The 22,325-nt window shown below is 59.1% G+C and carries 20 protein-coding genes and 1 pseudogene; 11 read left to right on the top strand and 10 right to left on the bottom strand.

Features of this window, described 5'->3' with window-relative positions; all coding sequences use genetic code 11:
• Positions 1-240 precede the first annotated feature (240 nt).
• From HGI47_RS22370 to HGI47_RS05435, 6 genes are all read right to left on the bottom strand, one after another.
• Entirely contained in the window at positions 241-414 is a 174-nt protein-coding gene (locus HGI47_RS22370; RefSeq protein WP_206066025.1) for a hypothetical protein, read from the bottom strand.
• Positions 415-502: 88 nt separating this feature from the next.
• Positions 503-1,693 (bottom strand): MFS transporter, encoded by a 1,191-nt coding sequence (locus HGI47_RS05455; RefSeq protein WP_168851773.1) that lies wholly within the window; start codon positions 1,691-1,693, stop codon positions 503-505.
• Complete coding sequence (locus HGI47_RS05450; RefSeq protein WP_168851772.1) at positions 1,690-2,472, bottom strand: cyclase family protein; 783 nt, start codon at positions 2,470-2,472, stop codon at positions 1,690-1,692. Before HGI47_RS05450 ends, HGI47_RS05455 begins: the two co-directional genes overlap by 4 nt.
• Positions 2,472-3,431: a fumarylacetoacetate hydrolase family protein gene (locus tag HGI47_RS05445; protein ID WP_168851771.1), complete on the bottom strand. Its 960-nt coding sequence runs from the start codon at positions 3,429-3,431 to the stop codon at positions 2,472-2,474. Before HGI47_RS05445 ends, HGI47_RS05450 begins: the two co-directional genes overlap by 1 nt.
• A gap of 2 nt (positions 3,432-3,433) precedes the next feature.
• Positions 3,434-5,770: a TonB-dependent receptor gene (locus tag HGI47_RS05440; RefSeq protein WP_168851770.1), complete on the bottom strand. Its 2,337-nt coding sequence runs from the start codon at positions 5,768-5,770 to the stop codon at positions 3,434-3,436.
• A gap of 60 nt (positions 5,771-5,830) precedes the next feature.
• Positions 5,831-6,499: an FCD domain-containing protein gene (locus tag HGI47_RS05435; protein ID WP_168851769.1), complete on the bottom strand. Its 669-nt coding sequence runs from the start codon at positions 6,497-6,499 to the stop codon at positions 5,831-5,833.
• A gap of 153 nt (positions 6,500-6,652) precedes the next feature.
• Between HGI47_RS05435 and HGI47_RS05430 the strand changes: the two genes are divergently transcribed.
• From HGI47_RS05430 to HGI47_RS05420, 3 genes and pseudogenes are all read left to right on the top strand, one after another.
• On the top strand, positions 6,653-6,895 hold the full coding sequence (locus HGI47_RS05430; RefSeq protein WP_168851369.1) for a hypothetical protein: 243 nt from the start codon (positions 6,653-6,655) through the stop codon (positions 6,893-6,895).
• 7 nt (positions 6,896-6,902) lie between these two features.
• Entirely contained in the window at positions 6,903-7,130 is a 228-nt protein-coding gene (locus tag HGI47_RS05425; RefSeq protein ID WP_370521636.1) for a hypothetical protein, read from the top strand.
• Between the two features lie 134 nt (positions 7,131-7,264).
• Positions 7,265-7,567 (top strand): annotated as a pseudogene (locus tag HGI47_RS05420) (IS3 family transposase); the annotation flags it as partial.
• 118 nt (positions 7,568-7,685) lie between these two features.
• Here HGI47_RS05420 and HGI47_RS05415 read toward each other — a convergent pair.
• From HGI47_RS05415 to HGI47_RS05400, 4 genes are all read right to left on the bottom strand, one after another.
• Positions 7,686-8,168 carry a hypothetical protein gene (locus HGI47_RS05415; RefSeq protein WP_240949993.1) on the bottom strand — a complete coding sequence of 161 codons (483 nt, stop codon included), beginning with the start codon at positions 8,166-8,168 and terminating at the stop codon, positions 7,686-7,688.
• Between the two features lie 157 nt (positions 8,169-8,325).
• Entirely contained in the window at positions 8,326-9,576 is a 1,251-nt protein-coding gene (locus HGI47_RS05410) for a dicarboxylate/amino acid:cation symporter (protein ID WP_168851767.1), read from the bottom strand.
• 61 nt (positions 9,577-9,637) lie between these two features.
• Positions 9,638-9,778 carry a YbdD/YjiX family protein gene (locus tag HGI47_RS05405; RefSeq protein WP_370521640.1) on the bottom strand — a complete coding sequence of 47 codons (141 nt, stop codon included), beginning with the start codon at positions 9,776-9,778 and terminating at the stop codon, positions 9,638-9,640.
• Between the two features lie 26 nt (positions 9,779-9,804).
• Entirely contained in the window at positions 9,805-11,853 is a 2,049-nt protein-coding gene (locus tag HGI47_RS05400) for a carbon starvation CstA family protein (RefSeq protein WP_168851765.1), read from the bottom strand.
• A 273-nt stretch (positions 11,854-12,126) separates the two neighbouring features.
• On the opposite strand from HGI47_RS05400, the gene HGI47_RS05395 reads away from it, so the two are divergent.
• The 8 genes from HGI47_RS05395 to HGI47_RS05360 all read left to right on the top strand — a co-directional run bounded on the left by HGI47_RS05395 (position 12,127) and on the right by HGI47_RS05360 (position 22,313).
• Complete coding sequence (locus HGI47_RS05395; RefSeq protein ID WP_168851764.1) at positions 12,127-13,284, top strand: PLP-dependent aspartate aminotransferase family protein; 1,158 nt, start codon at positions 12,127-12,129, stop codon at positions 13,282-13,284.
• Entirely contained in the window at positions 13,281-14,315 is a 1,035-nt protein-coding gene (locus HGI47_RS05390; protein ID WP_168851763.1) for an amino acid ABC transporter substrate-binding protein, read from the top strand. Before HGI47_RS05395 ends, HGI47_RS05390 begins: the two co-directional genes overlap by 4 nt.
• Positions 14,315-15,442 carry an ABC transporter permease subunit gene (locus tag HGI47_RS05385; protein ID WP_168851762.1) on the top strand — a complete coding sequence of 376 codons (1,128 nt, stop codon included), beginning with the start codon at positions 14,315-14,317 and terminating at the stop codon, positions 15,440-15,442. The genes HGI47_RS05390 and HGI47_RS05385 overlap by 1 nt, the downstream gene beginning before the upstream one ends.
• A complete protein-coding gene (locus tag HGI47_RS05380; protein WP_168851761.1) occupies positions 15,439-16,524 on the top strand; it encodes an amino acid ABC transporter permease in 1,086 nt (361 codons plus the stop codon). Before HGI47_RS05385 ends, HGI47_RS05380 begins: the two co-directional genes overlap by 4 nt.
• Positions 16,521-17,252: an amino acid ABC transporter ATP-binding protein gene (locus tag HGI47_RS05375; RefSeq protein ID WP_168851760.1), complete on the top strand. Its 732-nt coding sequence runs from the start codon at positions 16,521-16,523 to the stop codon at positions 17,250-17,252. The genes HGI47_RS05380 and HGI47_RS05375 overlap by 4 nt, the downstream gene beginning before the upstream one ends.
• 9 nt (positions 17,253-17,261) lie before the next feature.
• On the top strand, positions 17,262-17,726 hold the full coding sequence (locus HGI47_RS05370) for a RidA family protein (RefSeq protein ID WP_168851759.1): 465 nt from the start codon (positions 17,262-17,264) through the stop codon (positions 17,724-17,726).
• A gap of 40 nt (positions 17,727-17,766) precedes the next feature.
• Positions 17,767-19,077 carry an aminotransferase class V-fold PLP-dependent enzyme gene (locus tag HGI47_RS05365; RefSeq protein WP_168851757.1) on the top strand — a complete coding sequence of 437 codons (1,311 nt, stop codon included), beginning with the start codon at positions 17,767-17,769 and terminating at the stop codon, positions 19,075-19,077.
• Between the two features lie 620 nt (positions 19,078-19,697).
• Positions 19,698-22,313, top strand: coding sequence for a TonB-dependent siderophore receptor (locus HGI47_RS05360; protein ID WP_168851756.1), 2,616 nt, complete (start codon positions 19,698-19,700; stop codon positions 22,311-22,313).
• Positions 22,314-22,325: the final 12 nt, after the last annotated feature.

Here is a 22,325-nt window from a genome sequence, read left to right as displayed (position 1 = left end):
GCCGCCGAAGGGGAGCAGTGTGCTTCGATCTCTGCTTCTCAGTCGTAGCGCGAGCATCCAGTGTTTCTAGCACTACTTTGGCAGAAGTTTGAAATGCGTGACTGATGGGGTCCCACCGCAATGAGGGCATCGGTCTGGCGGAGGTCGCGATATTTGATCAATGATGGCCTGTCGGATGGCGGGCATCCTGCTATCGCCAATCGGGTCACGGCGGTCCCGCGCAAATCGTGGAACGTCAGGTCAGTGGCGCCAGCCTTCTGACAGCCCTTGCGCCATGACTCTCGAAAGCCGGACTCCGTCCATGACGTGCCACGTTCGGTTGCAAGGATTGATCAGCGCCCACTCGGCATCGCTCAAATCCGTCTGGTAACGCTTCGAAACCCGCGTATGCTGCGCGCCGGTCGCTGGTTCCACATCAAGATTTCCGGGTTGTCTGCATAACCCCCGGAATCACAGCAACCTCAGCCGCTCAACCCCTTTCGAAACGGCCTCTCAGGGGCAATCAGGCGGCGTCGTATGGTGGGGGCAGAAGCCAGCCTATTGCCGCAGCGATCGCCAGCAGCGTCGATGCGAGAACCAGGGACAGTCCATAATCGCCCGAAAGATCATAGAGGAAACCTGAAATATATGGTCCGAGAGCGCCGCCCACGAGGAACACCGCATAGAGGATGCCATTGACCTGGCCGAATGCTGGCTTTGGAAAGTATCGCGACGTAAGGAATGACAGCAGATCCACCTCGGCGCCCACGGCAACGCCGGTAATCAGGGCCCCAGGCACAGCCATCGCCATTCCACCTTGGGACATCAAAAAAAGGCCGGTCGACGCGACGGCGAATAGCCCTGCCGAAACCCTGTTGGCTGGCAGGCGATCGAGAAGAACTCCGATGGCGAGACGCCCTACAATTGCAGAGGCCCCTATCAATGCGGCAATTCCGCCTGCCTCTTCAGGCCCCAGTCCGGCGTCGGTCAACATGGGCACGAATTGCACGACGGTTCCCAGGATTGCCACGGCAGCGAGTAGAAACATCGATGCAAGCGACAGAAAACCGCGCGTTTGCCTGATCATGGCAAAAGAGAGTGGGGCGGGCTTGCATATCGCCAGATCTGGCACGCTACGAAGCAGCAGTGCTACGAACGGTGTGCCAGCTAGAGCAGCCAGCCCCAGCGCAAGATATCCCGCCCTCCATCCCTCTGCGCCCACATAAGGCACGAGGAAACGTGGAATAAGAATGGCTCCGAGGCCAGTGCCACCCAGAACAAGGCCAAGTGCCAGCCCTCGGTGTCGGTCGAAGCTGGCAACGGTAAGTCTTGTATATGGAAGAGGGCTCGAGCCAGCTGTGGCCAAGGATAACAGGGCGGTTACCGCCAGAAAGCTGGTGAGCCCGGTGACCAGAACAGCATGGGCTGCAAAACCGCCTGCAAGCAGAAGCAGCGACATGATCGCGACCTTTAAGGACCCTGCTCGGTCGGCGATACGCCCTATGACAGGAGACATCAATGCGGCACAGGCGGTTCCGACCAGTGCTCCGAGAGATGCCTGTCCGCGTGACCATCCGAATTCTGCTGCCAAGGGCTTTATGAAAACGCCGAGCGAATAGAAGTAGAGCGAGCTGACTCCGATGCCGACGCCGATGAAAGATCCGGCAAGGACACGCCATCCCTTGGCCAATTCGTTGTCCGTGAGAGAGCTCATTCAGGATTTACCCACGCCACTGCCCGGACCCATCCGGCCGATGCCCGTTCAATTTTCACTGGAAAGCAGGCGACGGTAAAGCCATGCGGTGGCAAAGCTTCGAGGTTATGCAGCTTTTCCATCTGGTAATAGGGACGCTCGCGGCCTGCCTTGTGGCCTTCCCAAATTATGGCGGGATCCCCTGACTGGGCAAATCGTTTGGCCGTGTGAACAAATGGCGCGTCCCAGCTCCACGCGTCGGTGCCAACAACCTGCACACCAGCATCTGTCAGAAAATTGGTGGCATCTCGTCCCATGCCGCATCCTGAGTTGTGATAATCCTCCCGACCGTAGGCAGCAGCGGCACTTGTGTTGACCAGCACGATATCGAACGGTTTCAGCTCATGGCCAATGCGACCCAGTTCGGCCTTTACGTCTCGCGCGGTGGCTACGTAACCATCCGGGAAAGAGCGAAAATCGAGCTTTACCCCTGGTCGCAAGAACAGGTCCAGGGGCGCCTCATCGATCGTCGGACTGCGCAGCTCGCCATTAAGGGTGGTCGAATGATAATGCCACGGCGCGTCCATATGGCTGCCACTGTGAGTTGACAGCTCCAGTTCCTCAACTGCCCATGCCTCGCCGTCAGGCAACTGGTCCTCGCGCAAGCCCGGGAAGAACGGGAGCATCTGCGCGACACCGTCCTTGTGACCTGAATAGTGGATTTTGGGACGCAGCGGTGGAGGATCGGTGACGATCGATGCGCTGATGGGCATGGACAGATCGAAGAAATGGGGGCACATCAGAGCACCATGCCTTCGAGCACATGCGGAGCATTGATGCGTGTGATCAGGGTGCCTATCATCTCGATCTCGAGGCGGATTTCGTCGTTGTGCTTGAGCAACCTGCCAAGCTCGAGGCCGCATCCCGAACCCACGGTGCCTGACCCGAGCACCTCTCCTGGATGAAGGGTTTCTCCTCTGCTGACATGCTCGATGATTTGTTCCCAGCCCCAATGCATGGTGCCTGAGCGTCCCTCGCTCCATAGCTCCCCATTGACGAACGCCTTCATGGCAAGGTCTGGATTGAGGCCAAGCTCATCTGCGGTGACCACCACTGGTCCAAGGATGTTTGCGTTGTCGAAGTCCTTGCCCTTGGCCGGACCGAGGGGGCCTTGCATCTCCTTGAACTGGAGGTCGCGCGCAGTCAGATCGTTGAAAATCGTGTAGCCAAAGATGTGATCTGCTGCATCGTTCGCAGAGATGTTGGCACCGCCCTTCCCGATAATGCAAGCCAGTTCCAGCTCGTAATCGATGACATGGCTTGCTGCAGGCCAGTCGACAGTCGAGTCAGGTCCGGCGACGGCGAAGCGATTGCACTTGTAGTAGATGGGTTGTTCATACCAGATCTGTGGTATTGGCATGGGCTCAGCAGGGGCAGGTGGTGCTCCCCACTTTGCACGCAATTGTGCACCCCGCCATCCGGCCATGGACATGTGTTCTTCAAAGACCAGAAAATCACGCATCTGGACAGGGCAGGGCAGTGGTGCCAACCATTGCACGGATCCGGGATCCAGTGTGGCCCCAGTCTTCTGCAGCATTTCATAGCCCAGGGCGAGACCGTCCGGGCCAGACTCGATGAAGGCCTGCAGCGATTGAAAAGCGGGCACATCGTGTCGCCCAGCCAGATCGACAATCAGGCCATCGCTGGAAAGAGCCCCCAGGCGAGGGCCCTTTCCGTGGTCAAAGGTCATCAGTTTCATCGTCAATACTTCATGCTTGCTTGAATGCCGAACCGACGTGGGTCGTTCAGTGCCGCGTTCGGCAAGCCGAAGAATGCGGTCACTTGGCTGAAGTGGCGGTTATTGAACATGTTCTTGGCAAAGAGGGAGAGTTCCCACTTATCGTCCGTGTCTCCGATTGCGACGCGTGCATCCACTTCTTCCCATGCCTGTCCGACATAGGTCTGCGCCTGCTGCTGCGTTTCGAGGAAGTAGACCTTGCTTTGGTGACGAACTGAACCCTGTATCGTCGCCTTGGTTTTTGAACCGAGCTCCCAGGTATAGCGACCGCTGAACCCCATCTGCCACTTGGGGGCTCGGGTAAGTGCATTGCCTGCGACGTTTTCGGCCACGACCGGTGGATTGGTGCCAAAGACATAGCTTTGGGCCTGCACCGCTGAGAGGCTTCCGGAGAGAAACTTGGCGTCGAGATAAGCAGCGTTGATGTCGAACCTCAGGCCATTTGTCGGAAACAGGCTGGCTTCCACTTCCACGCCTTGGCTGCGTGCCTTCGCGGCGCTTTCGATGCCAACGCCACCGGTTGGCACAGGGGTGCGGACTTGCAGGTTGGAATAGTCATACCGGAATGCCGACAGATTGAGGCGTAGTTGACGGGCGATGTCGGTCTTCAGGCCGATTTCATACGCGTCGGTTCCCTCGGGCGCGAAGGTGACAGTCGAGCCACGAAACGCGTTGAAGCCACCTGACTTGAAGCCCTGGCTGAAGCTTGCGTAGAGCAGGGTGCTTTCGGTTGGCTTGTAGTCGAGCACAACCCGAGGAGAAAAGTCCGTGTCCTTGCGGTTGAGGTTCAGGTTCGGAGGGGCGGCGAGCACCTGGCCGGCATTGAATACCACTGGGCCCGGAGGATCGAACGTGTTGATGGTCTGGACCAACTGGCTGTTGAAGAAGTCCTTAGTCTCTTCTGAATAGCGGCCACCGACCGACAGCTTCAGCCCATCGGTGAGTTCGTAGCTCGCATTTGCGAAAACCGCCCAGCTTTCGGTATCTTGGTTAGACACGAAGGTTACCAATGTGCCGGCACCGCCTGGTCCTGCCAGAAAATTGGAAATTGTAACCGGGTCGACCGAGTTGCGTTCGTTGAAATAGTAGCCGCCCAACAGCCAGCTGATCCTGCCGTCTCCGTTTGAAGCCAGCCGCAGTTCCTGCGTAATCTGCCGGTCGCGAGAATTCCCGTTTGCGTTGTTGCCGATGTTTGCAACAGTTCCGGTTACGAAGTTGGGCGTCGGCGGATCGAACGCCGTTCCATCGGAATCCTGAGTGCCGACCAAGTGCCATCTGCGGAAGTTTGTAACCGACGTCAGCGTGACAGGCCCAAGGTCCCAGTTGATGCGTCCCGTAAGATTGGTTCCATTGATTGTTGTGAACGTCGGAAAATTCAAAGCAAAGCGATCATTGTCGAGAATCTGCTGAAGATCCGGTCGGAGCTTGTAGGGGAACACCACGTTACTGCCGGCCGGGTTCGTGGTCTGGTCGCGCAGGTTCGAGACATCCGAGATGTTGATGGTTCCAGGAAAGCTTTTCGAATAGCTCTTGTCGCCGATCAGATCTATGATGAGCCCATCGACGGGTTCAAGCTGCAGGAAAGCACGAACCTGCCAGTCTTCTCCACGATTCAGCTTGGGACCCGGCACGCTGTTTGTTCCCCAGCCACCTCGGTTGGAGTATCCACCAGCCAGACGCGCCTTGACGCGGCCTTCCTTGTCCAGGGAGCCAGACACTGCTGCTTGAGCCCGGTATTCGTTTATCGTGCTGGCTGACGCCTGGACCTTTGCAGTCAAGTTTTTCGTCGGTGTGGCCGAGCGGACCAAAATTGCACCCGCCGTTGAGTTCCGGCCGAAGAGGACTCCCTGAGGTCCTCGCAAAACTTCGATACCACCAATATCAATCAGGTCTGCCGTAGAAAGCCGGAGGCGTGCAACGTAGGCATCGTCAACGTAGACCGCCACCGGTTCATCGGCAAACACGTTGCCACCGCCGTTTGCACCTCCGATGCCGCGGATCGAGAGTGGGGCAGAGCCATAATTGACCGAATTGGTAACGACGAGGCCTGGTACAGTGGCGCCCAGGTCCTGAAGCGTTCGCACTTGGTTTTCAGCGATGTAGTTGCCTGACAGCGCACTGACTGCCACTGGAACATCCTGAAGCCTTTCGTCACGGCGCTGTGCCGTTACGATGATTTCTTCAGGGCCAGCGATTGTATTCTCAGCTGAGCTTGACGTGGCATCTTGCGCGAAGACAGTCCCGGAAAACAGGCACAGGGCTACCGTTGCGGCCGAAGCCGCATTTTTTCTTACCTTCATTGACATAACCTCCCTCAGGGCCGCCCTTAACTGAGCTGGCCCATTTCGCGATCCAAAGGGTCAGGCTTCGGAGCCCGGCTGCTTATCCCAGAACCCGGCTTCCTCGAGTGCATCGACAGTGATCATCAAATGGCGCTCCATCATCGCCACGGCTTCATCGACATTACGGTCAAGTACTGTCGAGACGAGACGCTCGTGTTCGTCTCCATGCGCATCGGCCTGGACATTGGGGATCACGATCAGCCGTCGATACCGCGTGTGTTGTTCCTGCAAACGCTGTTGCAGGTCGAGCAGGCGCGGCGATCCGCACGCCGATATAAGTGCGGAATGCAGGCGATCGTGGGCATTTTCCCAGGCGGCCAGAGTGTCTGCACTCTCAAAGGCATTGGCAGCCTTCTTGCGATAGTTATGCATCGCGGCAACAACCTCGGATTCCCAATCGTCCCCGCCATTGATGATGGATCGACGCAGAGCTTCCTTCTCGATCGCGCATCGTGCAATGGCTATATCGCGCAAGTCGGCACGGCTAAGTGGCCGAACACGAAACCCCTTGTTTGTTTCCGCCAGAACGAGGCCTTCACCTGCCAGCCGAGACAAAGCCTCGCGGATCGGCGAATGACCGACATCGAATCTTTCCTTCAGATCCTCCATGCGCAGCTGCGCACTTGGCTTGAATACACCACGCAGGATGTGATCGCGCACGAGATCTTCGACGTTGACCTTTGCCATTCAGCTTTCCTCCGATTCTTGGATAGCAACACATAGGCGACGATGCAAGACATTATCGATAATAATGCAAACTTCCGGCAATCCTGACTGTAGTCGTTTTGCTTGGGAGTGGCACGGGCCCCATGACCCTGTGCAAATGGATGGAGCAGACAAGTGCAAACCTTCAACGACATCGGCCATTCGATTCAGACTGTTGGAAACAGCTTCGGCTGCTCGGTTGTAAGCATGGCGCAAGGGCTCGTAATCGACACGGAATGGCTCGCTGATGCGGCTGGTGAAGTTACGGGCAGCGATGGCGTCAAGGCCCTTGGACGCAGCAGACGGCTTGCCGAAGCGCAGTCCCTATTTCTTTTCGGGCTGCCCACACAACCGCTCGACGCGTGTTCCAGACGGTAGCCTGTCAATGACCGGCATCGGCTGCCACACCATGGTCAACTTCGTGCGACCTGAGATCGCGCTGCCACCGACCCATATGGGAGGCGAGGGGACAAACTGGGTCGGTCTCGCACCTTATGTCGGCACAGATCATGTTTTCCAGAATATGGGGGATGGCACCTACTTCCACTCAGGACTGATGGCCATTCGCGCATCCGTCGCGAGTGGGGTGAACATCACTTTGAATAGCCCCTAGATTTCTGGACGCCTTCGATCCCAATTTTGAGGACAGGAGGCGACGATGGGGAAGGCTTATTTCAGCGATGAGTTCAAGCGTGATGCGGTGGCCCAGATCACCGAACGGGGTTATCCGTTAGCTGAGGTTTCGCAGCGGATCAGGGCTCGCAGTTCACCAGCATCGACTGGGCTGCGTTCATCCGGGCTCACAATCTTGAGCACTCGATGAGCCGACGCGGCAACTGCCATGACAACGCCGTCGCGGAGAGCTTCATCTCGTCACTCAAGCGCGAGCGCATCCGGCGCCGCACCTACAAAACCCGCGAGGAAGCCCGGCACGACGTGTTCGATTACGTCGAGATGTTCTACAACCCGATCCGCAAGCAGGTCAGGAACGGGATGCTGTCGCGCGTCGAGTTCGAACGGCAGCAAATTTTGAAAGCGGAAGGCATCTAGAAAACTAGGGGCTATTCAGTACAGGTCCAAGCTCGCCGATAACCTGAATTTGACCTCGTGCCGAATTTGACCTCGAACAGAACAATAGGTCTGGATTATTGAAGAGCACGAAACGTCACTATTTTTGCGGCGCGGCTGGGAAGACAAGTGCCTGAATATTCGGATAGAAGGCATGCAGGAGTTCGCTGTCGCCCTCTATGCGCTGCGCGACGAGTGAAATCTCGTGATGACCAGCGGGCAGTGGAAGAACGAAGGAACCATCTGCAGACTGGCGATCGACCTGATACTTGTCGCCGATCATCGTCTTGGCAACGCCAAGGTTCACGCGCTTGATGACTATCGGATCGCGTCCGTCGAACTGGATCGACACCCGGACCGAGCATGGGCATCCCTCGGGTGCCACGGATGCAAGGCCGCTGGTGAACTGCACCAGCACGTTGGAAGCCGACTTCAGATCGACCATGACCGTGCCCAGGGTCTTGGCCTCGCCCTTCGTGATCAACACGTGTTTTCGGTTGGGCGTGTTGTAGAACGCGATCTGCGGGGTCGAGATCGCATAGGAATCTGGAAGTTCGGCATCTGCGTGGCCGGGATGCGCCATCGCCGGAGCTGCGGCGGTTATAGAGGCGAGAGTAAGGGCGATTAGATTAGGTTTTAACGCGGTCATTCTTGTGGCTCCGATGCTTTGGTCAAAAAGGATGTTACGACCGGCTGCGTACCGAACAATTCACCAGCGCTTTTCAGTCCATGCACTTCTGTTATGCCTGTGCGGACCGCCCGCCTTCGCGTAAGTCTCGTCGGGTTTCCCAGTGCGAGACTACACAGGTAGCGATGGCATTGCCCAGCACGTTGGTGGCGGTGCGCCCCATGTCCATGAAATGGTCGATCGCGAGAATGAAAGCCACGCCTTCGACCGGCAGGTCGAACTGCCCCAGAGTTGCCGCGACGACCACAAGACTGGCGCGCGGGACAGCGGCAATGCCTTTGCTCGTCACCATCAGCACAAGCAGGATGGTGATCTGACTGGTGAGGGGCAGATCGATGCCATACGCCTGCGCGATGAAGATCGTCGCAAAGGTTGCGTACATCATCGATCCGTCAAGGTTGAAGCTGTAGCCCAGCGGCAGGACAAAGCTATAGATGCGTCGAGGCACGCCAATGCGATCAAGCTGAGTAAGCATCCTGGGATAGGCAGCTTCTGACGAAGCGGTTGAAAATGCGATCATCAGCGGCTCGCGTAGGTGCCGGGCAAGCGTGAAAATCCGCCGTCCAAGAAATATCCCGCCTGCCGCAAACAGCAACGCCCACAGCACCACCAGCGTTAGGTAGAACTCACCGACAAGCATTCCGAAAGTTGTCAGCACGCCAAGGCCCTGCCGTGTCACTACACCTGCAAGCGCGCCGAACACAGCCAGCGGGGCAATGCGCATGACATAGCCGGTTATCCGCAGCATCAGGCCGGTCAGGGTTTCCGCCAGGACCAGAATCGGGCGGCCTTCTTCACCCATCGCGAGCAGGGCCACGCCCACGAACAGCGAGAACACGACAATCTGCAAGATCGCGTTCTGAGCCATGGAACCTACCATTGATGTCGGGAACACGTGCAGCACGAATTCGCGGAGATTGAGCGTCTGTCCATTCACGCCAGGATCTGTGGCGGAGCGCACCAGGCCAAGGCCCTCGCCGGGCGCGAAGAAATTGACGGACACAAGCCCGATCGTCAGCGAGATCAGGCTGGCGGTAATGAACCATGCCAGCGCCCGCCCGCCGATCCGTCCCAGCGCTGCGCCATCGCCCATATGTGCGATGCCCGTGACAAGCGTCGAGAAGACCAGCGGTGCGATGATCATCTTGATCAGGTGGAGGAATATGTCGGCTAGTAGACTGAAGTAACCTGCCACCTCATCGGCGCGCGCAGCATTGTCACCTGCCCACCAATGGGCAACAGTGCCTGCAGCCAAGCCAAGGACCATTGCGGCAAGAATGGAAGCGGTCGCGTTCAGGCGCATGGATCAGATCTTTGGGAAAAGGCGGAACCGGGCGGGGCGACGGCTGCGGTGTCAGAGACCTTCAACAGCACTTTCCAGCGCCTGAGCCGTACCTAGCCTCTTCTCGGTTGCGGAAGAAGTCGGTGCGGCTCATCGGTTGGGTGCTGGGATGGCGTTGCGCCATGTGGGCGAGATAAGCCTCGTAAGGCGGCTGTCCAACCATCAGGCGCAGCATGGTGTGCAGCATTCTCATTCGGTCGGAACCATCTGCTTGGGGCTCTCATTCACGCTGGGCGCCGGGTCGTGCAAAGCGGCAAGGCAGGTGCGTATGGTGAAGAATAGCAGTGACAGGACCACCGCCAAGAAAACTGCGCACAGCCCCGCATCGATGCGGTCGTTGAAAACGATGGCTTGCATGTCGGCCACCGATTTGGCGGGTGCCACCACCTCGCCGCGATCGAGGGCGGAGGCGAATTTTGCTGCATGGGTCAGGAAGCCGACTGAGGGATCGCTCGATAGCAACTTCAATGATCCGGCGGTGAGGGTGCAGATGAGTAGCCACACGGTGGGGATTACCGTCACCCAGGCGGAGCGTTGCCGCTTCATGCGGAAGAGCACTGCGGTGGCAAGCATCAGTGCGATTGCTGCCAGCATCTGGTTGGAGATGCCGAACACCGGCCACAGCGTGTTTACCCCGCCCAGCGGATCGGTTACGCCCTGATAGAGGAAGAACCCCCAGCTGGCGACACAAATACCCGTTGCCACGATGCCCGGAACCCAAGAGGTCCCGGCACGGAACGAAGGCACCGCAAGGCCGATCAGGTCTTGCAGCATAAAGCGTCCGGCGCGTGTGCCCGCATCGACGGCAGTGAGGATGAACAGTGCCTCAAACAAAATCGCAAAGTGATACCAGAACGCCTTCATCGCCGTTCCGCCAGCGACGTGGCTGAAAATCTCAGCCATAGCCACCGCCAGCGTCGGTGCGCCGCCTGTGCGTGAGATGATCGTGTGCTCCCCAACATCGCGCGCCGTCTGGACCAGCGTATCGGCGCTGATCGGGAAGCCCATCGCTGTCACGGCATGGGCCGCGCTGACAGGGTCATTACCGAGCACGGCAGCGGGGCTGTTCATTGCGAAGTAGATGCCCGGATCGAGGATCGAGGCGCCTACCAGCGCCATGATCGCCACGAAGGCCTCCATCAGCATTGCCCCGTAGCCAATGAAGGGCGCATCGGTCTCCGCCGCGATCAGCTTGGGCGTGGTGCCGCTGGCGATCAGCGCGTGGAAACCGGAGACGGCGCCGCAGGCTATGGTGATGAACAGAAACGGGAACAACGCGCCCGACCATGCCGGGCCGCCGCCGCCGACGAACTGGGTCAGTGCTGGCATGCGCAGCGGCGGTGCCATGACGACGATGCCAATAGCGAGCGCGGTGATCGCACCAATCTTGAGGAAAGTGGAGAGGTAATCGCGCGGCGCCAGCAACAGCCAGACCGGTAGCACCGAAGCCAGCGCGCCGTAGCCGATCAGGATCCAGCACAGCGTCTGCGGGGTGAAGATGAAAATTGGACCCCATACCTCGGAAGCGGCCACGTTCTGCCCGAAGAAGATGGCTGCGATTAGGCCGATCAAGCCCAGAACCGAGACTTCCCCGATCCGGCCCGGCCTGATCCAACGGGTATAGACCCCCATCGCCAGCGCCAGCGGGATTGTGGCAGTGACGGTGAACATGCCCCAAGGGCTTTCGGCCAACGCGCGCACGACGATCAGGGCCAACACCGCCAGGATGATCACCATGATCAGGAAGGCACCTGCCAGCGCAATTGTGCCGGCCAAAGCGCCCATCTCCAGACGGACTAGTTCGCCCAGCGACTTGCCATCGCGGCGCATCGAAATGAACAGCACCATGAAATCCTGCACCGCTCCCGCCAGCACGACGCCGCAGAGGATCCACAAGGTTCCTGGCAAATAGCCCATCTGCGCTGCCAGTACCGGCCCCACCAGCGGGCCTGCGCCTGCAATTGCGGCGAAGTGGTGGCCAAAGAGGACACGCCGGTCGGTTGGGACATAGTCCAAGCCGTCGCTGCGGTAGATGGCAGGCGTCGCGCGGTTCGGATCGAGCTGTATGACATGGCACGCGATGTAGAGTGCATAATAGCGGTATGCGACCAGGAAGCAGCTGACGCTCGCGCACACAATCCAAAGCGCGTTCACGGCTTCTCCGCGCGAAGTTGCCAGCACTGCAAGACACGATGCTCCGACGATCGCCAGAAAAATCCAGGGGATGTGACGATTCATATTGGCTCCCCGACAGCAGCCTAACTGGGCCACCCGCATTGATGGCGAAACCACTCCAACGCGCGCTGCATTACAAGTGATCGCCGCGCACGACTCCATGTCCTGATGTTATAGGGCGCTGCTTGGCAGGGGCGGCGTGTCAAGGCTCGGCATTCAGGCGTGCGTTTATGGAAGTATGCGGTCCTATAACAAAGGTGCATGGACCGCGAACAAGACGCCAATTGAGGTCTCAGTCTGGACCCGGCATTGTGCTTGCCACGCAAGAGGACATTGATGAAGGATCTGACGCAACTCGTTCATCGCCCGCAGGTGGACCAGACAGGCTTTTCCAGCCTTTCGGTGCCGACGCATCGGGCCTCGACAATCGTGTTTCCAAGCGCCGATGCCTATACCCGACGCCAGGCGCGCGAGCCGGATGGATATGCCTACGGACTTGGAGGTACGCCGACCACGCGGGTGCTGGAAGCGCAGATTGCCGCGCTGGAGCAGGGCGAACGCACGATCCTCCTTCCATCAGGGCAGGCGGCGATCGCCTTGCTTTTCCTGACTGTGCTGAAGCCCGGGGACACCGTGCTGATCCCGGATACCGCCTATCCGCCGGTCCGCGCCCTGTGCGCTGATGTGCTGGCGGCTCAGGGCATCATGCACCGTATCTACCCGCCGCTGACGGGCGCCGGGATAGAGGCTTTCATCGATGATAGCGTCCGCCTGATCTGGACCGAATCCCCCGGGTCGGCAACGATGGAAGTAGAGGATCTTCCGGCCATCGTAACGGTCGCCCGGCGACGGGGCATCTTGACCGGCTGCGACAATACTTGGGCGACCCCGCTCCTGTTCAAGCCGCTTGCAGCTGGCATGGATTTCTCCGTCGAAGCTCTGACCAAGTATGCCGCCGGTCATTCCGACGTGCTGCTTGGCAGTGTGACGTTGTGCGAGCGGACCTGGTATGTACGGCTGCGGGCCATGGCCAAAGTGTTAGGCATCGGCGTCTCGCCTGACGACTGCGCGCTTGTGCTGCGCGGGATCGAGACGCTGGGCGTGCGCATAAACCATATCGGCAAAGTCTCGACCGCGATTGCCGAGGCGCTGCGGACCCACCCTGCCGTAGCGCAGGTGCTGCACCCGGCGCTTCCAGAATGCCCCGGCCATGCATTCTGGAAGCGCGACATGACGGGGGCCAGCGGTGTGTTCAGTGTTGCACTTCGTCCAGAGCTGGACACCCGGCTTGACGACTCTTTGGCAGCCATGCAGGTCTTCGTAATTGGGGCGTCCTGGGGCGGAACGCGCAGCCTTGTTGCGCCGATGACGGTGCGTGGACGACTTGGTGGCTATCCTGCCGGGCGACTGCTGCGCATCAGCATCGGGCTTGAGGATAAGGATGATCTGCTCTGCGATCTGCTCGACCTGCTGGACAGATTGGTCGCTTCATGACGGCTGCTCGCGCCTTGCTAACCCTCGCAGGGCTGGTCGCTTCGCTGTCGGCCTGTTCGGAAAGACCGGCGGTGCCAACTGCAAGCGGCCCAACGCTCGCGGAAGTGCGCGCACGAGGGTTTGTGCGGTGCGGCGCGGGCAAGGATACCACCGGCTTCAGCGCGCCCGACGCGCATGGCCACTGGGGGGGATTGGACGTGGACACCTGCCGGGCGATTGCGGTGGCGGCACTGGGCAGCCGTGACAAGGCGGAATTTGTGCCACTGACCGGCCAGCAACGGATCACCGCGCTGCTGACCGGCGAGATCGACGTGCTACCTCGTACCACAACATGGACACTGCAGCGTGATGCGGGCGGGATCAATTTCACCATTCCCAATTACTACGACTACACTGCGTTCATGATTGGTGCGGAAAGCGGAGCAAAGACGCTGCGCGATCTGGATGGCGCCACGGTCTGCGTGCAGACCGGCTCATTGACCGAGATCGTCTTTGCCGACGTTGCGCGGCGCACACGGATAGTCCTGCACCCGGTGATCTTCGACAATGTGCAGAGCACCCGGCAGGCGTTTCTGGCGGGCCGATGTGATGCTCTGGCGACAGACCAGTCAGCACTCGTCGCGCTACGTGCGATGAAGCCGAGCCACCATTTTACCATCATTCCCGCGAGCGATGATATCGCACCGCTGACACCTGCGGTGCGGCACGGCGACGACCAGTGGTTCGATATCGTAAAGTTTTCGATTGAGGCGATGCTCGTAGCTGAGCATCTGGGCATCACTCGGGCCAATGTCGAAGCGAAGCGTCAGTCGCGCGATCCGATTATCAGACGCTTTCTGGGCGTAGAGCCGGGCAACGGCCGCGCGCTGGGTCTGCGGGACGATTTCGCCTACCAGATCGTACGGCAGGTAGGCAATTACGCGGAAGTCTACGATATCAACCTTGGCGCGGCCAGCGGGCTGAACATCCCGCGCGGGCCCAACCGATTGCGGCGGGACGGCGGGCTGATGGTTCCCATTGGATTCTACTGATGCGCAGACAACTCGCTTCACGCGATCTGCTGCGTTGGTGGCTGCCACAGGCACTATTCGCGCTGGCCGTCGCAGTGGTCGGCGCGATCACGATGTTCGTCGCGGCGCAGAACCTTTCCGTTCGTGGCATCGTGCTCGATTTTGATTTTCTGAGCAGCACGGCTCGGTTCCCGCTTTCCGAATCGGTGTTGGCCTATTCGCCCTCTAGCACGTTCGCGCGTGCGCTTGTCGCCGGCTTGGGCAATACTGTGCTGCTTGCGCTAGTCGTGAGTGTGTTTTCCACCTTGCTGGGCATCCCGCTGGCGCTTGCGAGGCGATCCAGCCATCCGTTGGCGATCGGCACCGCAGGGACCTTCATCGACGCGGTGCGCAATACCCCGCTCGTGGTGCAGTTGTTGTTCTGGTACGGCGTGCTGACTGTGACGCTTCCGCCGCCGGGAAATGCGCTACAGCCTATTCCCGGTATCTTCCTCAACGACCGCGGGCTTTACATCACGTCCTTTGGGATTACCGGGACGGCGTTGCCGCTTTTCCTGGTGGCCATGGGCGGGCTGCTGGTGGTGGCGGTGCTAGCATGGCGTGGCCGTCTCCATCAGGCCAGCGTGGTAACGCTTGCAGGCGTGATTGCGGCAAGCGTGCTTTGGCTATCGCTTGGGCTGGGCATCGCGCCGGACGTGCCGCACCTCGATCGATACAATTTCGTCGGCGGGGTCAGCCTGACACCAGAGTTCGCGGCGGTCGCGCTCGGTAGCATTTTGTACGCCAGCGGTTTTGCCGCCGAGATCATCCGCGCCGGCATAGCGGCGGTGCCGGCGGGGCAGTGGGACGCCTGCCGGGCGATGGGGCTCAGCGAGCGCCAGTGCCTGCGCTTGGTCATCGTACCGCAGGCGCTACGGGTGATGGTGCCGCCGATGACCAACCAGTTCGCCGCCATCCTCAAGAACTCGACGCTAGCGCTGGTCGTGGGCTATCCCGACCTGAATTCCATCGCCAATACGACGATGAACCATACCGGCCATGCGCTCGAATGCGTTGCGCTTGTCGCGCTGATCTATTTCACGCTGGCGGCCATGATCTCGCTCGGCATGGCTCTGCTGGAGCGGCGCAGCGGGCGGTGGGCACTATGACGTTCGTCCAGGCAATGACCGAGCCCCGGCTGGCTCCAACGCTGCGCCCAGCCAGTCCAAATGGTCTTGCCTTGCTGTTCAAGGGCGGCGTGAACCTGCTTGCCACGCTGGTCTTCGTGGCTGTGATCGCGCAGGCGCTGCCGCACCTTCTTGCATGGGCCGTCATGCACGGGGTCTGGCAAGGCAATGGCGATGCCTGCCGCGATGCCGGTGCCTGTTGGGTGTTCCTGCGCCAAAAAGGGCCGTTCATTCTTTTCGGGATCTATCCCGAGACGCAGATTTGGCGACCAATCGCCGTCGTGACTGTCCTTGTCGGGCTGGCTTTGTGGACGATGCCTCGTGCGCACTGGACCCGTATTACGGCAGCAGCATGGGCTGGCGGGCTGCTGCTGGTCTTGGCCCTGATGGCTGGCGGGGTCGCGGGGCTGTCGCCGGTGCCGGTGTCATCTTGGGGCGGACTGCCGGTGACGCTGCTGCTGACGGTGCTATCGCTCGCATTCGGCTTTCCGCTTGGTTTGGCGCTGGCATTGGCCCGGCGCAGTTCGCTTCCCCTCATTCGTTGCTGCGCCACTGGTTTCGTCGAATTGCTGCGCGGGATACCGGTGGTGACACTGCTATTCGCAGCTTCGTTCCTGGCCCCGCTTCTGCTACCCGATTGGATCCGGTTGGAGAACCTCGCGCGGGCTCTGGGCGTGTTCACCCTCGTCAGCGCGGCCTACTTGTGCGAGGTCTTGCGCGGCGGCTTGCAAGGCGTACCGCGCAGCCAGTGGGAATCGGCGCAGGCATTGGGCCTTGGCAAGCGCGATGTGTTGTTCACCGTGATACTTCCGCAGGCGATCCGTAAAGTGCTGCCGCCGCTGACCAGCACGATCATCGTGGTGATCAAGAATACCAGCCTTGTCATGGTGGTGGGCCTGTTTGACCTCGTGAGCGCGGGGCGCGTGGCACTCAACGATCCTGCTTGGCCTATGCCTTATGCCGAGACGTATCTCATGGTCGGGCTGATCTATTTCGCGATCTGTTACGGGGTTACGCGCTATTCGTTGCACCTTGAAAGGACACTGGCGGAGGACTGGCAATGAACGCGTTGTCCTTCGTCGGCGTGCACAAGTGGTACGGCGATTTTCATGCGCTGCGCAACGTGACTTTGCATGTCGAGGAGGGGCAGCGGGTTGTCATCTGCGGTCCGTCAGGATCAGGCAAGTCCACGCTGATCCGCTGCGTCAACGGTCTGGAACAGCATCACGCAGGCGACATCCTGGTCACCGGACTAAGCGTATCGGACGATCCGCTGGTCTTGCGTGAGATCCGGTCGCGAGTGGGCATGGTGTTTCAGGACTTCAACTTGTTTCCGCATCTGACCGTGCTGCAGAATTGCATACTTGCGCCGATGCGCGTCCGCGGCCTGTCAGAGCACAAAGCGCGCGAAGTCGCCCATGCCATGCTAGAGCGCGTGCGCATCGCCGATCAGGCAGACAAGTTCCCAACTCGGCTTTCCGGCGGTCAGCAGCAGCGCGCGGCGATCGCGCGGGCGCTGTGCATGGATCCGGCGCTGATGCTGTTTGACGAGCCGACATCCGCGCTTGATGCGGAAATGGTCAAAGAAGTGCTCGACATCATAAAAGCGCTCGCAACCGGGGGCATGACGATGGTCTGCGTCACGCACGAGATGGCCTTCGCCCGCGAAGTGGCCGACCGCGTGGTTTTTATGGACGAAGGCCAGATCATCGAGATCGCCGACGCGCAGACCTTCTTCACCAATCCAGGGCACCCACGCACGCGGGCGTTCCTTGAAAAGATACTCTTCTAAGGAGACCTTATGCTTCGCATCGCCAACAAGCTTGCCCAGCTCGGCATCATCTTGCCCGAGCCGTCCGCGCCAGTAGCCAATTATGTACCCTACACGCGCTCCGGTCGGATCGTCCATGTTTCCGGTCAGCTGTCGAAAGGCGCTGCGCAGGAGATCAAGGGCGTGGTTGGCGAAGATGTGACGCCCGAACAGGCTGCGCTCGGCGCAAGGCTGTGCGCGATCAACCTGATTGCGCAATTTCGTGCGGCCTGCGGCGGCGATCTTGACCGAGTAACGCAGGTCCTGCGGCTTGGCGGGTACGTGCAGGCTGGGCCTTCCTTTTTCGGTGTTCCCGGTGTGATCAATGGTGCCTCGGATCTCATGGTCGCGGTTTTCGGAGAGGACGGAAAGCATTCGCGCTCGGCAGTAGGTGTCTACCGGCTGCCGCTGAACTACGCCGTCGAAGTGGATGCCGTCATCGAAATTCGCGCTTGAAACGGCGCTTCATTCAAATCCTGTTTCGGAGTGGAAAGACATGACTAACAGACGGCAGTTCCTTGTCGGTGCAGGGGCCGCGTCCATGGGCACGCTGTTGGCCGGGCGTACTTTGGCCGCGCCGGCTCAGGGGGGCTTAGGTGGGCTGTTCGAGGCGGGGCTCTCGTTCGAGCAGACGCAGCAGCGCCTGAGCGCATTCTACGAAATCGACAGGTCGGTCGTGAACTTCGATGCGGCCTATTACGGCGCCATGACCAAGTCGGTGCACGCAGCCTATCTCGACAAGGTCGCGTGGGTGAACCGCTACAACTCCACTTTCCTTCGCAGCGGCGTGCCCGGCATGCCGCGCGATCAGGAACTGGACAAGTCGCGGACAGCCGTGGCCGACCTGATCGGTGCCTCGCTGGACGAGGTGGCGCTGAGCGGCGGCGGCACCGAGGGACTCTATGCGCTGATCACCAATTACGCGCTGCTCAAGGCGGGCGACGCGGTGATCTACTGCGATGTCGACTATGACGAGATGCAGTTTGCGATGGACTATCTGGAGCAGAGCCGGGGTGCTCGGGTCGTGCGCTTTTCCCTGCCTGAACCGCATACTCGCGCGAACATCCTTGCTGCTTACGAAAAGGTTCTGAAGGAGACGCCGCGCGCGAGACTGCTGCTTCTCACCCATGTCTCAAACCGCAACGGGCTGATCCCGCCGGTAAAGGAAATCGTCGCGATGGCCAAGGCGCGGGGCGTCGACGTGATCCTCGACAGTGCGCAGGCGGTCGGTCAAATGCCGTTCAACGTGGCCGATACTGGTGCAGATTTCATCGGCTTCTCGTTGCACAAATGGCTGGCGGCACCACTCGGCACAGGCGGAATCTTTATCCGCAAGTCGCGCCTTGCGGATATCCAGCCCTGGCTGGGTAACCGGATCCATTCGGCAGACGATATCCGTTCGCGCATTCCTACCGGCACCGTCGATTTCGCCGCGCGTCTGACGATCCCTGCTGCGTTGGAAGCCCAGGCGACGATAGGTATTGAACGCAAGTTCGCGCACCTCAAGAGCTTGCGGAACTATTGGATTTCGCGTGTGCGAGACGTGCCTGGTCTGCAGCTAATGCTTCCAGATGAGCCGGGCAATTACGGCGCGATCAGTGCCTTCCGGCTGCCTGGCGTGGACAGCCCCGCCAAGGCCAAGTCGGCACAGGCATTGTTCATGGAGAAGTACAAGCTGCTGGTCGTCGCCAAAGCGGGCCTTGCCTCGGGGATGGTGTTGCGCGTGACACCCGCATTGTTCAACACCAGTGTCGAACTCGACCGTCTGGTGGCCGCGATCCATCAAGAGCGGCGCACATTCGTCTGACTTACTCCGCTTGCGAGGATATGAGCGCGGTAGGTGAGCGAGGCATCTTTGCCTTGCCGCGGCCTCGCTCATTCTTTTGGCAGTGCTGCGGTCGTACTCTGCCAAAACTGCCGGAGGTGCAACGCTGATCAGGGAGCGCTGCGCCCGGAGATCGCAAACCCATTGTCGCTTCACTGATGAACCTGAAGGGCAGGTGGCGAGGGTGATTTGCAGGGAGCTGATGGGGCTGGCCAAGATCTATAAGGTTCATGCATGGACTCGTTCACACCCGTCACTTGTCCCTTGGGAGCAGGCGCGCAAAATGGCATGGACGGAAGGACAAAGGGGTACGGCTCCGGGGCATCGCAACAGAGCCCGCTTTGCGTTCGCAGGGGGCGTGCCATTCTTTACCAGGGGGAAAGCATGCATTCAAAATTGAGCAGCCAGTTCAGATCACTCGGCTAGTGAGTGATTATTGGCTGAGATGAGTTTGCTAGGTCAAACTCTCGACATTGTCGAAACAGCCCGCGTTTTCAGCAACTACCAAGAAAATCTGCGCCGCAAACAGCGGCGAAATGCTGCTGCATTCGCAAGAATCGCGGAAGCTCCACATTTTCTAGGCCAGACAGGGAATAAGAACCATGAGGAAAATCCGCAACATCGCCATGGCAACCACTGGATTAGTGGTTATTGCGATAGCCATGCCGGTCACTGCGTTGCACGCTCAGGAAGTTGAGGGTGACGAAGGGACAGCCATCGTAGTTACAGGCTCCCGCTTCGGCAGTCGCTCGGCCGCAGAATCTGTTGTCCCGATTGATCGGATCAGTGCGGATGAATTGGCACGTGGCGGTCGTACTGAAATACAGGACATGCTCAAGGTCTCTGTGCCGAGTTTCAGCACGCCACGCCCCAGTGCTTCTGGCGTAGGGGATTTCACAACGCCGCCGACATTGCGCGGCCTGTCCACCGGTCAGCTCCTTGTACTCGTAGATGGCAAGCGTCGCCATTCCTCTGGTGATCTAAGCACGAGCAACGGAATTGGACGAGGCGACGTAGCATACGATTTCAACTCCATCCCCAGCATGGCGCTTTCAGGCGTAGAGATACTGCGTGACGGTGCTTCAGCTCAATACGGTTCCGACGCTATTGCCGGCGTCATCAATCTCACCCTGGATAGGACAACTGACATCAAAGCCAGAGTCCTGTCAGGTATCACCAAGGAAGGTGACGGTGAGTTTATCGATGTTGCTGCCGGTTTTGGCTTGCCTCTAGCCCACAGTGGCCTTGTGCGCGCCACTTTGCAGTATCAGAATCGCGGCGGAACTGATCGATCTTCGGAAGACACACGCCAGCAGTATTTTGGTACCAATTCTTCAGGAAGGCCAGTTGCGCCATCAGCGTTTTTCGGTTCTGGCACAGGTCTAACTGCGTCGAATGGTGTCTTGGATGCGCGTGAAGCAACGATCGACCGACGTACATCGCGTCAAGGGAACTCTCAGTTCGAAATGAAGTCGGCGTTTCTCAACGCCGAGTTGCCGACCAACAATGGTAATGCTGCATTCTATGCATTCGGTGGCTACAGTGATCTGGATGGCAAGACCCCGTATTTCTTCCGACGGGCGGGTCAGGACCAGACGGTACGAGCACTGCATCCCGATGGCTTCATTCCATATGGTGATATCCGTTTGCGAAATATTGCAGCGACCGGAGGGGTGCGCGGCGAAGATTTGCTCGGATTTGATTGGGATATCTCAACCGGCTACGGCAAAAGTCTAATCGACAACAATACAAGCAATGCAAACAACGCATCCTATGGGCTGCAGAGCCCAACAAGTGCGTACCTTGGGTCGACTCGTTATGATCAGTGGACTACGAATCTCGATTTTACACGCAAGTTCGATGTAGGTGATGATACACCGTTGAATTTGGCGTTTGGCGCTGAATATCGTGAGGAAACATACCGACTCATAGCGGGTGAACTGGTCAGCTACGCCAATGGTGGAGTGGCGATCATCGACGGTCCGAACGCCGGCAGGCCAGCCCCCGTGGGCTTCCAGCCAAGCCCGGGTATCAGTCCGCTGGATGCGACTTTCGGCAAGCGCAACAGCAAGGCAGTCTACGCAGAATTGGAAAAGGAATTCTTTGGTCGGCTGACGCTCGGTGGCGCAGTGAGGCACGAAGATTTTTCAGACTTTGGCGGTACTACAAACTATAAGGTATCAGGTCGTCTGCAAGTTATGCAGCCGCTGGCACTGCGTGGTTCTTATAGTACCGGTTTCCGTGCTCCACATCTTGCTCAGGTATTTTTCAGCAATTCGACGATTAATTTCATTAATGGCGCTCCTGTACTTGTGCGCAATCTGCCTGTAGACAGCGAAGCGGCAAAATTGCTTGGCGCAACCGATCTTCGTCCTGAAAAATCAAAGAATATCTCGGCAGGTTTTGTTTTTGACTCCAACGGACTGGTGCTGACGGTCGATGCCTATCAAATCAAGCTTCGTGACCGGATTGTCCAGTCAACACAATTCCAGAGTACGGCGCTGACGACCTTTCTTACGGCCAATGGCATCCCAAATATTGGTGCAGCCAGTTATCTTACCAATGCCGTTGATACCACAACGCGGGGCGTCGACGTGACCTTGTCGGACAAGTTTGATCTTGGTTCACTAGGCGAGCTCTCGGTCCTGCTTGCCGCCAACTACAACAAGACTAAGTTCGACAAGATCGCCGGGACGCCTGCTGAAATCGCGGCTCTTGGTATCACTGCGCCGCTGTTCGACCTGACGCAGCAGGTACGTATCTCGGACAGCCAGCCCCGGTCGAAGGTGCTGCTCAACCTTAACTGGAAGTCAGGCGACTTCTCGCTGGGGCTGACCAACACTTATTATGGCAAGGTCTCGGCGGTAGCCTTCACCAGTCTCACCCCCGCGCAGATCGCGGCAGTGACGCCCGGCTACGACGTCACGCTGGTGCCGGTGTCCTCGACCAGCGCCAACTCGCAGGTGATCCAGCACTTCAAGGGCAAGATCGTCACCGACATCCAGGTGAATTACGACTTTACACCTCGCATCACTTTGAGCGCAGGCGTTAACAACCTGTTCGACATCTATCCTACGCAGAACTTGCGCTCCACCGTCGCGAGTGTCGCGGCGGGGACCAACGGTTCGGATAATGGTGGCACACTGCCCTACAACGCAATTTCGCCGTTCGGCTTCAACGGCATGTCGTTCTTCGCCTCGGCCACACTTAAGTTCTGAGCGGCCAAGTAG

Source organism: Novosphingobium sp. ERN07, from assembly GCF_012641335.1.
GTDB lineage: Bacteria > Pseudomonadota > Alphaproteobacteria > Sphingomonadales > Sphingomonadaceae > Novosphingobium.
The sequence above is the reverse complement of the archived record's forward strand: the minus strand, read 5'-3'. Positions and strand labels throughout refer to the sequence as shown.